The sequence below is a fragment of the Methanoculleus caldifontis genome, assembly GCF_032842345.1.
GTDB classification, from domain to species: Archaea; Halobacteriota; Methanomicrobia; order Methanomicrobiales; family Methanoculleaceae; genus Methanoculleus; species Methanoculleus caldifontis.
In genome coordinates this window covers 1,398,345-1,411,535 of sequence record NZ_WBKO01000001.1, presented here as the reverse complement: position 1 = coordinate 1,411,535, position 13,191 = coordinate 1,398,345, and the positions used below count along the sequence as shown (strand labels likewise).

Annotated in this window: 12 protein-coding genes; 3 read left to right on the top strand and 9 right to left on the bottom strand. The window is 65.6% G+C overall.

Annotation, left to right across the window (positions count from 1 at the left end):
• Positions 1-2: 2 nt before the first annotated feature.
• On the bottom strand, positions 3-986 hold the full coding sequence (locus F8E02_RS07115) for a hypothetical protein (RefSeq protein WP_317064795.1): 984 nt from the start codon (positions 984-986) through the stop codon (positions 3-5).
• Between the two features lie 99 nt (positions 987-1,085).
• Positions 1,086-1,718 carry a hypothetical protein gene (locus F8E02_RS07110; RefSeq protein ID WP_317064794.1) on the bottom strand — a complete coding sequence of 211 codons (633 nt, stop codon included), beginning with the start codon at positions 1,716-1,718 and terminating at the stop codon, positions 1,086-1,088.
• A gap of 178 nt (positions 1,719-1,896) precedes the next feature.
• Between F8E02_RS07110 and F8E02_RS07105 the strand changes: the two genes are divergently transcribed.
• Positions 1,897-2,307, top strand: coding sequence for a hypothetical protein (locus F8E02_RS07105; protein ID WP_317064793.1), 411 nt, complete (start codon positions 1,897-1,899; stop codon positions 2,305-2,307).
• Between the two features lie 22 nt (positions 2,308-2,329).
• On the opposite strand, the gene F8E02_RS07100 is transcribed toward F8E02_RS07105, so the two are convergent.
• Together F8E02_RS07100 and F8E02_RS07095 are read right to left on the bottom strand one after the other, a co-directional pair.
• Positions 2,330-4,741, bottom strand: coding sequence for a DNA-directed DNA polymerase (locus tag F8E02_RS07100; RefSeq protein WP_317065161.1), 2,412 nt, complete (start codon positions 4,739-4,741; stop codon positions 2,330-2,332).
• A 7-nt stretch (positions 4,742-4,748) separates the two neighbouring features.
• Positions 4,749-5,627 carry a malate dehydrogenase gene (locus tag F8E02_RS07095; protein WP_317064792.1) on the bottom strand — a complete coding sequence of 293 codons (879 nt, stop codon included), beginning with the start codon at positions 5,625-5,627 and terminating at the stop codon, positions 4,749-4,751.
• A 201-nt stretch (positions 5,628-5,828) separates the two neighbouring features.
• On the opposite strand from F8E02_RS07095, the gene F8E02_RS07090 reads away from it, so the two are divergent.
• Together F8E02_RS07090 and F8E02_RS07085 are read left to right on the top strand one after the other, a co-directional pair.
• Entirely contained in the window at positions 5,829-6,716 is an 888-nt protein-coding gene (locus F8E02_RS07090; protein WP_317064791.1) for a dihydroorotate dehydrogenase, read from the top strand.
• Entirely contained in the window at positions 6,709-7,473 is a 765-nt protein-coding gene (locus F8E02_RS07085) for a dihydroorotate dehydrogenase electron transfer subunit (RefSeq protein WP_317064790.1), read from the top strand. Before F8E02_RS07090 ends, F8E02_RS07085 begins: the two co-directional genes overlap by 8 nt.
• 22 nt (positions 7,474-7,495) lie before the next feature.
• Here F8E02_RS07085 and F8E02_RS07080 read toward each other — a convergent pair whose 3' ends face one another.
• The 5 genes from F8E02_RS07080 to F8E02_RS07060 all read right to left on the bottom strand — a co-directional run bounded on the left by F8E02_RS07080 (position 7,496) and on the right by F8E02_RS07060 (position 13,031).
• Entirely contained in the window at positions 7,496-8,743 is a 1,248-nt protein-coding gene (locus tag F8E02_RS07080) for a WD40 repeat domain-containing protein (protein ID WP_317064789.1), read from the bottom strand.
• A 232-nt stretch (positions 8,744-8,975) separates the two neighbouring features.
• Positions 8,976-9,611, bottom strand: a complete 636-nt coding sequence (mobA, locus tag F8E02_RS07075; RefSeq protein WP_317065160.1) for a molybdenum cofactor guanylyltransferase — start codon at positions 9,609-9,611, stop codon at positions 8,976-8,978.
• 17 nt (positions 9,612-9,628) lie between these two features.
• Positions 9,629-10,540 carry a ketopantoate reductase family protein gene (locus F8E02_RS07070; protein WP_317064788.1) on the bottom strand — a complete coding sequence of 304 codons (912 nt, stop codon included), beginning with the start codon at positions 10,538-10,540 and terminating at the stop codon, positions 9,629-9,631.
• Positions 10,541-10,569: 29 nt separating this feature from the next.
• Entirely contained in the window at positions 10,570-11,031 is a 462-nt protein-coding gene (locus tag F8E02_RS07065; RefSeq protein WP_317064787.1) for a methylated-DNA--[protein]-cysteine S-methyltransferase, read from the bottom strand.
• Positions 11,019-13,031, bottom strand: a complete 2,013-nt coding sequence (locus F8E02_RS07060) for an ATP-dependent DNA helicase (RefSeq protein ID WP_317064786.1) — start codon at positions 13,029-13,031, stop codon at positions 11,019-11,021. The genes F8E02_RS07065 and F8E02_RS07060 overlap by 13 nt, the downstream gene beginning before the upstream one ends.
• Positions 13,032-13,191: the final 160 nt, after the last annotated feature.

Genomic DNA, 13,191 nt, shown 5'->3' with positions numbered 1-13,191 from the left:
GGTTACGTCGCCCCCCTGCCCGCGCCGGGCGGCCAGGCACTCCTGAGCGCGTAGAGCAGCCCCCCGTAGCCGAGGCTGACCGCGACGACCTGGACGAGCGCTCCGAGAAGCGGGATGAAGGTGAGGATCTGCAGGATCACGAACCCCAGGACGAAGATCGCCATGGGCCCCGGCTTCCACCCCGTCCGCGAGGCGATGACGTCGCCGAGGGCGTATGCGACAAAGAGCGACGAGATCATGAGGGCGACGAGGAAGAGCAGTCCTCCGACGAGCGCTACCGGGAGACCGATGATGGTGACGGCGACGATCAGCAGGAGGATCGCCGTGACGAGGATCGCGACGAAGCCGAGGACGGTCAGGACGACCGGGCTCTTCTCAACCTCCCGGACGACCGCCGTGAACGGGCCGGGAAGAAGCCGCACCAGGAGGAGACCGAGGATGAGGAACCCGATCGCGGAGAGCACCGCAAAGAGGCCGGGCAATGCCGTATCAGGCTCCTGTTGCTCCTCGAACGTCACGTTTCCGGCCGTCCCGGTGTTGCTGAAGGTCGCGCCCGATACGGTCAGGTTACGCAGGACCGATCCCTCGTTCACGACCTCCCCCGCGCTGATCACCGCATCGCGCTCTATGACGGCGTCCCTCCCGATCCGGACCGTACCGCCCATGACGAGAGCGTTCGTCGCGTTCCCGTTCAGTTCGATCTCGCCCCCGGCGGCGAGCACCTTCCCCCCGACGTCCCCGTTGACGATCAGGGTCCCTCCCGCGGCGATGACGTCGCCGGCGACCGGCGCATCCACCGTCACCGTGCCCCCGACGGCCGTCAGGCTGTCGACGGGGGCACGGACTGTCACGGTTCCACCGGAGACGACCACGTCGTCGGAGATGGGAGCATCGACCAGTGCCCGGTCTCCGCCGAGCAAGGTGAGCGCCTGGGCACCGGACGGGATGAGCAGCAGGGCGAGGATGACAATTGCCAGATGTCTCATGCGGGAGGATGGTATGCCTCCTTCAAAAAGGTTGGCCGGCGGGAGATAGGGCGATGGAGACACCCGGGCCCCCGCGAAAAATAAGAGTGCGGCGAGCGCCTACACGAGCTGTTCCAGGCGGCGCTTGAGTTCGGCGACCGCTTCGTCTTTCCCGGGAACCTCCGACTCCCGGACCGACCGGATGTTCTCCTCGATCGACGTGGCCACCCAGTCCTTCGGGACGCCGGATGCAGGGAAGAGCTCCTGCCACGCGTCGGAGCCGAACGGAATGACCTTGACCAGTGTCCCGAGGATGTTCCAGCCGACGACCTTGTACTCCTCCCCGGTACTCGTGTCGGCGACCTGGATCGACTGGTCCTCGTTGTACCTGACGACCCGGCCGTGGATGACGTAGACGCTCACCTCATCCTTGTCGGTGAAGGAGATCTGGACCACGTCGCCCTCCTTCGGGCTCTCCGGCACCATGTAGAGGGCAATATCCCCCGGGTACATCAGGTCCGGCTCGTACCTGTCCGCGATACCGATGTACCCGGTGTCGGAGACGTAGAGCCGGAGGTACTCCTGGTAGAACTTTCGGACGATCCAGTAGACTGCTCCCGGATGCGTCTCCGCCAGTTTCAGGAGAAGATTGTGGATAGCGCTCGGGATGCTCTCGGGCCGGCTCTGAACCTCACGTGCCAGCCTCTCGTACGCCTCCACAACCCCGGCCTCTGTCTGCGTTGCCTCTGCCATATCAACAAACCCCGCCGCATATTACGGGTGGTAGCATAAAAGTGTTCCTCCAGAATGTACGCATGCACCATCCGGGCCGGTCACCGCACCGGCCGGGAGAAAGGAGAACCGCCGGGGAAGAGAGAACTATAATACTTATATTCGACCGTGACCATACAGTAGAGCAGAGGATATTGATATGGGTGGCATAAAGGATTCTACGTATCTTGATGTCCAGAAGACCCTCGCCCGGCGGTTCTCCCCGCGGGAGGGGTGGCAGTTCGCATGGTCCGCCGGCAATGTGCAGCCGGAATGCGTGCTCTCCCGCCGGGTCGCCGGCAAGACGGAGCGGGTGCTCGTGAACGTGAAGATGGCCTCCGAGGTCCCGGCAGGTGCCGTCGAGGCGCTCCAGGCTGCAGCGAGCGCCGGTGCCGCCGATAAGGCTGTCCTGGTCGTGCCCGGCGGAGCGAACGTCTCGAGGGTCCCGGCAGGGATCGACGTTCTCGAGATGGGTAACTGGCAGGTCGTCGACGGCCGGATCGCCTGGTCCAGAAATCTCGAGAGGAGCGCCTTCCTCGAGGAAGAGCGCGCAAAGAGGGGCCTCGCGTAAAGCGCCCCCTCAAAAACTTTTCTCACATCCCGAAATCAAAGAGCGTCGTCCGCGAGGGGTCGACGTCGTGCCAGTCCCATCCCAGCGGCTCGATGATCCTCGAGAGGGGTCCTTTGAGCGTCTTTTCAAGCATCGTCTCCCAGTCGACGACGAACTCGGACGGCACCTGGTCGGCGTACTCGAAGCAGACCACGTCCGTCCGCGGGTACTTCGCGGTGACGGCCTTGATGTAGACCCTCTTCGGTTTGCTGCCCCGCTTGAAGTCGGTTCCGAGATACTCGTTTGAGTATTTTGCTCCCCGGATATGGGCATCGTCGTTCTCGTAACTCTCCAGGCTCTTTCCGATCCCGCCCGGAATGCCGGCCTCGTTGAGAGAGTACTCGCCCCGCCGATACTTCCGGATGACGTCGCGCAGGTACGCCCGTACATCCTCAAACGCGTCCCCACGAAGGATCATCTCGATGACGGTGCGCTGCACCTCCCGCGTGATCTGCGGCGAGTCGCTCCGACGGATCTCGAACCCGACGACATCGACCTGGTCGACGTCCTTGCCCTCCTTCCAGACCAGGTGCCCGGCGTAGCGCTTCTTCTTGCCGGCCTGGAAGAAACGGCGGTAGACCTTCTCGAACTTGATGGAGAAGTAGTGGGTATCGGCGCCGAGTTCGGTTCTCGCAAAGTCGCTGTAACTCGCGTTCAGCCGCTCCTCCACCGCCCTCGCCCGTGCGATCGTCTCCTCGAGGCTCCCCGGCGGCACCTGGACCATACAGGAGTCGGTATCGCCGTAGAGGACCGTGTAGCCGAGACCGGTGATGATCTCGCGGGTGTGCCTGATGATCGCCCGGCCGACCGAGGTGACGGCCGACCCGATCTCGCGGTCGTAGAGCCTGAACCGGGTGTAGCCTGAGACCCCGTAATAGGAGTTCATGATCACTTTGAGGACGTTCTGCTGGAGGTCGTAGAGGACGTACTCCGGCGACCCGAAGGGGAACTGGTTGCGCAGGCGCTTACGCTCGTCGCGCTCGCTTAAGAGTTCGGAGAGGATGCTCCGCGTCAACCCGTCGGGCTCGCGGGAGAACCGGATGCCGTTCGGCGCCCGCAGCTCGCCATCCGGGTTCTTCGTCTCGGGCGAGGCGTTGATCGTCATCATCGCCATCGGGTAGAGGGACTTTAAGTCGAGGACCACCACGTTCTCCCGGAGGCCGGTGGCGGGCTCAAAGACGGTCGCCCCCTCGAACTCGTCCCCGGCGGCGAGGCCCTTTGAGGGAAGGACGAACGTGCCGGAGGCTTTCCGCAGGACGTAGATATCGATGACGTTTGAGGAGTTCAGCGTCCGGTCGAGCGGGCACCCGACGTACCGGGCGATCTCCCGGTAGAACTCGATGATATTGTCTTTTCTGTCGATCCCGACGCAGAGCTCGACGTCGCGGCAGTTGTATTCCACGAGCCGGGCCGGGTCGGACCGCCAGAGCGAGGTGATCGTCCCGGTGTAGCGGACCTTCGTCACCCCGAGTTCCTCCCCGGCGATCGCGTCGAGCCGGTAGGACTCCTTCTGGGCCTGGTGCATCTTCCGGTAAGCCCCAAGCAGGTCGAAGATCGCCCTCCCGCGGACGGCGTTCCGCTCGGTCTGGCCGGGGAGGCGCGCGAGGTCCTCGCCCCGGAGGCCGAGCGCCGCCATCCGCTGCAGGATGTAGGGGATATCGAACTCGACGAAGTTCCAGCCGGAGAGGATGTCCGGGTCGCGCTCCCTGACATAGGCGACGAGCCCGCGGAGCATCGAGACCTCGTCGGAGAACCGGACGACCCGGTGCTGTTCGTGGAGACTGAGTTCCGGCGCATCGCCCGGCACCCCGCCGGGCTGCCAGAGGAGGGTCGTATAGTCCTCGTCGAACGAGTCCCAGCAGGTGACGCAGATGATCGGGTCCCGCGCCGGCTCGGGGAACCCCTGCTCGTCCACGCACTCGATATCCATGATGCAGGTCCGGGCGGGGGCCTTGACGTCGGACGGCGCGAGTTCGCGATAATCGATCGCCGAGACGTCGGCGGGAAGTTCCACCCCGGCGGTAAGACCGCAGTCGATCATGAACCGGGTGGCAAACGGGATGTCGGCCTCGTAGTGCTGCGGGAAGAGGTCGCGGACGTCGCGAACGTCGCCCGGGCGCCGGGTGTACAGCCGCCGGAGCGGTTCGCCGCGGATGGAGCGGTAAGCCGTCTCCGGCTCCGCGTCCACCTCGCGCGGGAGGGATCGCTCGTTCACGGCACCCGCAGGCACGTAGAAGTAGGGGCGGAAACCGGTCACGTCGATCTTCATCGCCCTCCCCGAGGCGTCCCGGCCGAAGATATGGATGACCGGGATCTCGACGCCGACGCTGTACTCCACCTGGTGAATCCCGACCCGGACCTTCCCGAAGTCGTCCAGGGTCGCCGGGACGCTCATGCGGGACTCAAGCACCTGATCGGTCATCGAATCTCCTGCAGAGGCCGCGCACAAACGCTCCGGCCTCCGTCATCTTCGCCTCTTCCCACGGGTCGAGGTCCCACTCCTCGATGCCGAGGATACCCTCGCGGCCGATCCGGGCGGGGACACCAAGCGAGCAGCCGGAGAGACCGTACTCGCCCTCGAGCACGCACGAGCAGGGGAGCACCTCCCGCCGGTCGTGGAGGACCGCACGGATCAGCATGGCGATATGGTAGGCAGGACCAAAGACCGTCCCCCCTTTGCCCCGGATAACCTCCATGCTTGCCCCCCGCATCGCAGAGAGGATCGTCTCCCGTTCACTGACGCCGAACTCTACGCCGGTCTTTGAGAAGAGCGGCACCTGGTACTCGCCGTGCTCGCCGAGCACCCACGCAGGTCCGGACCTTCCCGCCTCCTTGAGGAAACAGGCGAACCGGGCGCTGTCGAGCTGGCCGCCGAAACCGATGCACCGCCGGCGGTCGACGCCCATCATCCTCCAGAGGCCGTAGTTGTTCGCGTCCATCGGGTTCGTGACGGTGATAACGACCCCGTCAAACCCCTGCAGGTACTCGCTGCAGCGCTTTGCTACAGGCATGTTGGCCTCGAGAAGGTCGGCCCGGGTCTTGATCTCCGGGGTCCTCGGGGTGCCCGCCGCAAAGACGAAGACGTCGGCATCCCGCATCGCCGCCGTATCGGTGGAGACCCCGACGTCGATACCCGTGTGCTGCAGGTCGAGCACCTGTGCCCGGAGAATAGGCTCGTAAGCGTCGTGGACGATGATCTCGTCGACGAGGCCGAGCGCGGCGGCGAGAAACGCCGTCTCGCCGCCGACCCTTCCAACACCCAAGATTGCAAGCGAGGTCATAGTATCGGTCCTGTATGAATAACGGTAAAAGGCAGTCCGCGTGACCGGCCCTGCTGCGCGGAAAATAACGCTCCGGCAGCGGTGCAGGGCATAGCGCCGTCTCCTCTACCGCTCGCCGGGCTCCGAAGAACGGAGCGCCGATTCCTCCGATACTATACGCGGCGCGAGGGTATAATAATACCCCGCTCCCACCTTTTTTGAATGGTTACGCTGTATCCCGGTCCCGTCGAGGTCGGCGGCATCCGGTTGAGGAACCACCTCCTGCTTGCTGCCGGCATCCTCGGGACCACCGGGGCCTCGCTCGCCCGCATCCTCGCAAGCGGTGCTGGCGGTGTGGTCACAAAGTCCATCGGACCGAGCCCCAAGGAGGGGCATCCGGGTCCCTGCCTGATCGTCGTCGACGGCGGCATCATCAACGCCATGGGCCTGCCGAACCCCTCGGCCGCGTTCACGGAGGAACTGGCCGCCCTCCAGGGCGAGCCGGTCGTCGTGAGCATCTTTGGAGGGACACCCGAGGAGTTCCGGACCGTCGCCGGATGGTTTGCCGGCAGGGCGTCCGGGCTCGAGCTGAACCTCTCCTGCCCCCACGCCGAGGGTTACGGGGCGGCCATCGGGAGCGATCCCGCGCTCGTGGAGGAGTGCACGAGGGCGGCAGCCTCCTATGGGGTCCCCACCTGGGTGAAGCTCACCCCGAACGTCGCCAATATCGGTGAGATCGGCGCGGCCGCGGAGCGCGGCGGGGCGACGGCGGTCGTTGCCGTCAACACCGTGAAGGCGATGCGGATCTCGACGGCCCTCCGCCGGCCGGTGCTCGGGAACCGCTTCGGCGGGCTCTCGGGAAAGGCCATCTTCCCCGTGGCGGTCCGGTGCGTCTACGACCTCTACGAGGCATGCTCCATCCCGGTCATCGGGTGCGGAGGCATCTCCACCGCCGACAACGTCGTCGAACTGATGATGGCGGGGGCGAGCGCCGTCGAGATCGGGAGCGCGGTCATCGACGATATCGACGTCTTCTCCGCGATCGCAAAGGACCTCTACGGTCCTGACGGAGTCGATGCTCAGGAGATCGTGGGGTGCGCCCATGCATGAGCAGATGCCCGCCCCCGTCGCGATAACGGAGATCGTCGAGGAGACGCCGTCGATCCGGACGTTCGTCTTCGACCGCGAGATCGCCGCCCGGCCGGGCCAGTTCGTGATGGTCTGGGTGCCGGGCGTGGACGAGGTCCCGATGGCCCTCTCCTCGCCGTCCTCGATCACCGTCCAGAAGGTCGGGGATGCGACCGCCGCCCTCTTTGCGATGCACGAGGGCGACCTGATCGGGGTCAGGGGACCCTACGGGAACGGGTTTACCGTCTCCGGAAGGACGCTCGCCATCGGCGGCGGGGTCGGGGTCTCCCCGCTGCTGCCGCTTGTGACGACCGGCCAGGCGGACACCTTCCTCCTCGGCGCCCGGACGGCTTCTGAACTCCTCTTTGCAGACCGGATTCGGGAGGCGGCGACGCTGATGGTCGCGACCGACGACGGCACCGCCGGCCACCACGGGTTCGTGACCCAGCTCATCTCGAGGGTGGACCTTGCCGACTTCGCCCAGATCTGCGTCTGCGGCCCGGAGGTCATGATGGCCGCGGTTCTCGCCATCCTCGACCGTGAAGGGTGTGCAGAACGGGGCCGGTTCTCCCTCCACCGCTACATGAAGTGCGGGGTCGGCGTCTGCGGTTCGTGCTGCACCGACCCGCATGGCCTCCGGGTCTGCAGGGACGGGCCCGTCTTCTCCGGCGACATTCTGCTCGGGAGCGAGTTCGGGCGATATGCTCGGGACGCGACCGGGAGCCGGCACAGAGTTTAACGCTCGAAAAAGAGAGGGAGGCTCAGGCGATGAAGCCTTCCTGGGGCTTGAAGAGGAGGGAGAGGACGTTCTCCACCCAGCCGGCCACCATGGAGACGGCTGAGCGCTCCTCATCCCGCACCGGAGCACCCGGCCCTGCCACCGGTTCCCTCTCCTCGCCGGCGGGGGCTGCATGGGCGGTCACATTGCCTCCCGTCTCGTCCGATCCGGTCTCCTCCTCCCACCCCGCGCTCTCGAGCAGGGCCGCGTCCCTGGTGTAGAGGTGGAGGGACCGGTCGCCCTCGCCGCCCCCGATCAGAAGGAGCGAACCGTCGGGGGTCACGGCAACCGATTCGGCACGTCCCGGGATCGAGATCTTCTGGAGGCTGGCCCCCGACCGACCGATGACATGGACCGTCCTCCCCGAAGCGGCAAAGACCTCGTTCGCCTCGTTGGTCAGGGCCGTCCCGAGGACGGGGTTCTCCGTGGGGTACTTCCAGAGGTGCTCGCCCTCCCCCGTGGAGAGATAGACGCACCGGTCAAGCGACCCGGCAACCACGAACCGCCCGTCGGGAGTGAGGGAGACGCTCTTCACGGCCTTCCCGGTGCCGTAACTCCAGGACTCACCGTCCCTGCTGTTGAGGTAGTAGACCCCCTGGTTGTCGCACCCGACCACGATCTTCCGGCCGTTATCCGAGATCGCGATGCCGTAACTGTCGGTTCCCATATCGTAATCCCAGAGCGTCTTCTTGTCCTGATCGAAGATGAAGACGGCGCCGTTATCGCATGCTGCGGCAACATAGGTGCCGTTTGACGAGAGTGCCACGCCCCAGTAGACGTAGCCCGTCTTCTCGGTCCAGATCAGGTCTCCTTCACGGTTGTAGAGGTAGAGCTTGTCCGCAGCGACGCCGATATGCGACCCGTCCGGCGATATCGCCACGCCGTTCACCCCGGAACCGGCCGGCATCTGCCAGAGAACGGTTCCCTCCCGGTCCAGGAGGTAGACCCTCGTGCCGGCCCCGGCAACGATCAGGGAGCCGTCAGGGGTGACGGCAACGGAGCTGACGACACCGCTCATCCCTTTCTCCCAGAGAGGAGCGTACTCCTCGCCGGCGGCGGAGGCAGTTCCGAACACGATTGGAGCAAGGCAACAGAGCAGAAGGAGCGGCACGACGATCCGGGCGGCCGGGAGGCGCCGGGTCCGGCAACCGGCAGACATGGCGCGCACGATCCCGGGGTCGACCGGGCTGGCGGCGCTGGAACCTGTAGAAGTCACTTCCCCCGAAGACATCAGGCCCTGACTACTCCAAGAGACAATATATAACTTGTGGGTGCCGCACCCGGTTAGCCCCCCGGCCCGACCCCCTGGTTCCCGTTCAGGCTCTGCCGGGACCGCCCGGAGGAGCCGGGCTCTCGCAGACATTGTGGGGAAGATTCGGAGGCCTGAGGAAGGGGGCCCGCGAAAAGAGAAGATGTTTTCCAGGGAGAGGGGACGCGACGCCGGGTATGAAGCGCGAGCCCTGTTACGACGGCCCCTGATCAGAACCGCAGGCATCGTCGAGGTCGTGCCCGGCAGAAGGATCGATCTGTTCCAGGTCGCTTAAGTTGTTGATGTTCGTGAACGTCAGCAGTTCCGGATCGATCCGGCGGATCGTCTCCACGCCCACGTACCGGGCGTCCAGGTTCCTCACCATCGACCGGAGCGAGAGCGACTCGTGCTCCTCCAGGTAGCCGAGCAGTGCGCTTCGCCGGTAAACGGCGTGGAGCGGCTCGAGCATATCGGCGTTCCAGCCGGGAATAGCAGCATCGTAGCCATCGGCGGCGTCAAAGAGCATTCGCACCACATCGGGGTTGATGCAGGGCATATCGCAGGCAGCGACGAAGACGTACTCGCCGTGCACCGCGAGCGCCCCCGCGTGCAGCCCGCCGATGGGGCCGATATGCCTCCTGATATCGGGGATGCACCGGATCTCCCCGAAGTGGCCGAATCGATCGCACTGTTCAGGGTCCCGTGCGACCACCACGATCTCGTCCACCACCTCCCGCAGGGTATCGATGAGGCGGTCGATGAACGTCCGGCCCCGGAAGGTGAAGAAGTACTTCTCCCGTCCGCCGGCACGGCGTGCCGCCCCGCCGACGAGGACAATCGCAGATCGCATCTCCGCCCCGGCCTCCTTCATAGCCGCTCCCGGAAGCGGATCAGTTCCGCGATGCAGGCATTATGGGGTGCTTCGAGACCATGTTTCCCGGCAAGGGCAGCCACCGCGCCGTTCATGAAGTCGATCTCGGTCTTTCGTCCGCGAGTGAGGTCCTGGAGCATCGATGAGTGATGGGCGGCTGTCGCCGGGAGCTGGGTGGAGCGGAGGTACGCCAGGTACTCTTCCGGGGTCTCCCAGGGGAGAAGAACGCCCTCGGCCTCCGCCACCCGGAAGGTCTCCCCGACGATCGCGGTGACGATCGCCCAGGCGTGCGGATCGGTGAGCGCGCCGTAGGGGACGTTCGCGATGGCGCCGAGCGGGTTCAACGCGCAGTTGTAGAGGGTTTTTGACCAGATATCGGTCCTGATCTCTGCAGTCGCCTCCGCCCGGATACCGGCCTCCCGGAGGAGGGCCGCGAGCGTCTCGACAGCATCGTCCACCCCCGACGGATACCTCCCCAGTCTCATGGGCGCCGCCTCCACCGAGACATGGACCGAGGCATCGCCCCGCCACTCGAACCCGGTGATGATCATGGCGCCGATGACCCGGTCGGTGAACTCTCCGATAATCTCCTCGTTTCCGATCCCGTTCTGGAGGCTCATCACCTCGCGCCCCCTGATGGCGTCGGCAAACTGGCGGCAGATGGCCCCGGTATCGGTAGACTTTGCGGCGATGATATAGTAATCGGCGTCCTGCCACGCATCGGGAAGGTCCTCAGAGCAACTGAAGCGGTAGGCTCCTTCCCCCCATATGCCGGTCATCAGGAGACCCCGTTCCCGCACTGCGTCCGCATGCCGCTTCCTCGCGACGGCATGGACATCCGCGACACGGGACAACTTTGCGGCGACGGTCAGGCCGACCGCCCCCGCCCCCAGGACCACGATCCTCATTCCGGAGTACTATATGGCGGAGTTACCTGTTAACTCCTCCCATCTCCCGGCATGCAGACCCTTCGCCGGCGCTCCATGGCAAGAAGCGCCTCCTTGATCGCGAGATCGGGGGAGAATCCGCCAAGATCGGTCTTTGCGACGACCCGGTGGCACGGCACCACGATCGGGGTCGGGTTCTTCGCCATCGCCGACCCGACCGCACGGGGCGCCGTCCCGATCAGCCGGGCGACCTCGCCGTAGGTGACGGTCTCCCCGCAGGGGACGGCACGGACGGCGCGGTAAATCCTCGCGAACGTCGATTCCCCCGCGGTTGCGACACTCTCGAGGGTCGAGAGGTCGGCCGGCCGGCCGGCGCAGTAGCGGAGGATCTCTTCCGGGACCGGACCGTCGAGGCCCTCGCGGGCGAACCGCACCTGGTAGACCAGATCGCCCTGCCAGGCGACGTGGACGTGCCAGAGGCCGAACCGGCATGACCCGGTCAGGATCGCCATCGGCCGGCTTCCTTTTTGAACTCTTCGACGGTGCATACGCTCATCTCCGCCTGCATCCACGGCGGGAGACCGGCGTGGACCCGCGGCTCCAGGAACCGCCGTTCGCCGACGACGAGCATCCCCCGGTCCTCCGGTGTCCGGAGGACCCTTCCTAACGCCTGGAGAGCGCGGTTGATCGCCGGGAGGGTGTAGCTGATGAACTCGCCCTCCTCGCCGAACTTCATCCGGAAGTAGCTGATCACCATCTTGCGGACGCGGTTGAACGGGGCAAGCGGGAGACCGATGACGAGCGCTCCCGAGAGCATCTCGCCCCGGTAGTCCAGGCCCTCGCTCCACTTGCCCCCGCAGACCGCAAAGAGGACGCCCGACCGGCCGGTCCCCGGGAGGGCCATGAACTCCCGGAGCATCGCGGCGGCGGTGCCGGTCTCCTTGGGCTCAACGTAGACCTGTTTCTTCCGGATCCGGGGGGCGCAACGCTCCGCGAAGGTGTTTAAGAGGTCGTAGGACGGGAAGTAGATCGCGAGGTTCCCGGGGAGGGCGGCGAACGTGGTGATGTAGTCCTCGGTCCGGGCGAGGTTCTCTCTGTCCCGGCGCATCGAGTAGGCGGTGGTGATGTCGTTTGCGCAGAAGACCCGCCGGTTCTCCGGCGGGAAGGAGTTCGGGAGCGAGATCGTCGTGACGGGAAGGTCGCCGAAGTAGTAGCGGCGGTAGCTCTCGATGGGCGAGAGCGTCCCGGAGATCAGGACGCAGCAGGCGTGGGCCCGGGCGAGGTCCTGGAGTTTGGTGCTCGGGTCGATGTTCCTCACCTCGAGCGCCACGGTGCCGTCGTCTGCTTTCCGGTATACCGTCAGGTATGCCGGGTCGGCCGCCGACCGGAAGATCCGGTAGAAGAACTCGGTCAGCCGCTCGATGGCGCTCTCCCGGAACTCACCCGCCTGCATGTTCTTCTCGCGGATCCCCTCGCTGATCTTGAGAAGGTCATCCACGACCTCCTCCACGCTCCGGTAGAGCGTGCCCGATAAGATCATCTTCTGGAAGATAGCGGGTTCAAACCAGTCCTCGACCTCGTGGGAGGCTTTGAGCGCCTCCATGAACCGGGCGATCTGCGGCAGTACCTGGGCGACGGCGTCGGCCTGGTGCTGGGACCGGCGCCGCCCGGCGAGTTCGTGCCCGGCCTGCACGATATCGCGCTCCTCGATCGTCACGCTCTCGATGCTCTGGACGACGTCGCCGCAGTTGTGGGCCTCGTCGATGAGCAACAGGGCGTCGTGCCCCTCGATGCCGAGCGATAGGTAGAGCTGAGCCCGGATGTCGTCGTCGAAGAGGTGGTAGAAGTTCACCAGGATGACGTCGGCGTCCCGCGCGGCGTGCATCATCGTGTCGTAGGGGCAGATGTCGCCGCAGAACCCGGCGAGCTGGTCGGGCCAGATCATCTCGGTGCTCACCCGCTCGGCACGGACGCGCAGGGCCGCCGACGGGATCATCTTCAACCCTGCGTCCTCGGGCTCCACGAAGGACTTGCCGTGGATGAAGTAGGGGCAGATGAGCGGGTGTTCCGGGTCCATCTTCCGGATCTGCTGCCGGATCTGGCGGTCGTTTGCCGGGACGAGCGATCCCTTCTGCGCCCGCTCCCGCATAAGCGCAGTCGAGAAAGCCTTGACGCCCTCGCACCGGCGGTAGACGTCCCCTTCGCCGCCGAGCGGGCACATGCTGGATTTGCCGATGAGGTAGGCGAACTTCAGGCCGCCGCGCTTCTTCCGGACGAGCTCGAGCTCGCGCATGAACGTGGCGAGCTGGCTGATGGTGCGGACTGCGACGAGCACTTTGCGTCCCCGGCTCTCCGCGAGGAGCGCGGAGACCACGCTCGACTTGCCGCTTCCGGTCGGCGCATCGATCATGGCGATGCCGCCGTCGCGGGCGACGGATGCGGCCAGGTCAAGCATCTCCCGCTGGTGGGGCCGGTACTCCCGGTACGGGAACCAGCCGTCGAGGTTATCCATTGGTATACAGGTCGACGGCTGGTATCAATGTAGTTTGGGTGCCCGGGGTGAAAGTGAACGGAGGCCGGGCAGGCCGCACCCGGACCGGGGAGGGGAGCGGCCGGGGCGGTCCAGATCCCGCCGGGACTCAAATACCCCCCTGGATTCTTTCATTTCTTAT

Excerpts from the sequence above, each read along its gene's own strand:
- F8E02_RS07115 (WP_317064795.1), bottom strand. The coding sequence starts at position 986 with ATGAGACATCTGGCAATTGTCATCCTCGCCCTGCTGCTCATCCCGTCC.
- F8E02_RS07110 (WP_317064794.1), bottom strand. The coding sequence starts at position 1,718 with ATGGCAGAGGCAACGCAGACAGAGGCCGGGGTTGTGGAGGCGTACGAG.
- F8E02_RS07105 (WP_317064793.1), top strand. The coding sequence starts at position 1,897 with ATGGGTGGCATAAAGGATTCTACGTATCTTGATGTCCAGAAGACCCTC.
- F8E02_RS07100 (WP_317065161.1), bottom strand. The coding sequence starts at position 4,741 with ATGAGCGTCCCGGCGACCCTGGACGACTTCGGGAAGGTCCGGGTCGGG.
- F8E02_RS07095 (WP_317064792.1), bottom strand. The coding sequence starts at position 5,627 with ATGACCTCGCTTGCAATCTTGGGTGTTGGAAGGGTCGGCGGCGAGACG.
- F8E02_RS07090 (WP_317064791.1), top strand. The coding sequence starts at position 5,829 with ATGGTTACGCTGTATCCCGGTCCCGTCGAGGTCGGCGGCATCCGGTTG.
- F8E02_RS07085 (WP_317064790.1), top strand. The coding sequence starts at position 6,709 with ATGCATGAGCAGATGCCCGCCCCCGTCGCGATAACGGAGATCGTCGAG.
- F8E02_RS07080 (WP_317064789.1), bottom strand. The coding sequence starts at position 8,743 with ATGTCTTCGGGGGAAGTGACTTCTACAGGTTCCAGCGCCGCCAGCCCG.
- mobA (WP_317065160.1), bottom strand. The coding sequence starts at position 9,611 with ATGCGATCTGCGATTGTCCTCGTCGGCGGGGCGGCACGCCGTGCCGGC.
- F8E02_RS07070 (WP_317064788.1), bottom strand. The coding sequence starts at position 10,540 with ATGAGGATCGTGGTCCTGGGGGCGGGGGCGGTCGGCCTGACCGTCGCC.
- F8E02_RS07065 (WP_317064787.1), bottom strand. The coding sequence starts at position 11,031 with ATGGCGATCCTGACCGGGTCATGCCGGTTCGGCCTCTGGCACGTCCAC.
- F8E02_RS07060 (WP_317064786.1), bottom strand. The coding sequence starts at position 13,031 with ATGGATAACCTCGACGGCTGGTTCCCGTACCGGGAGTACCGGCCCCAC.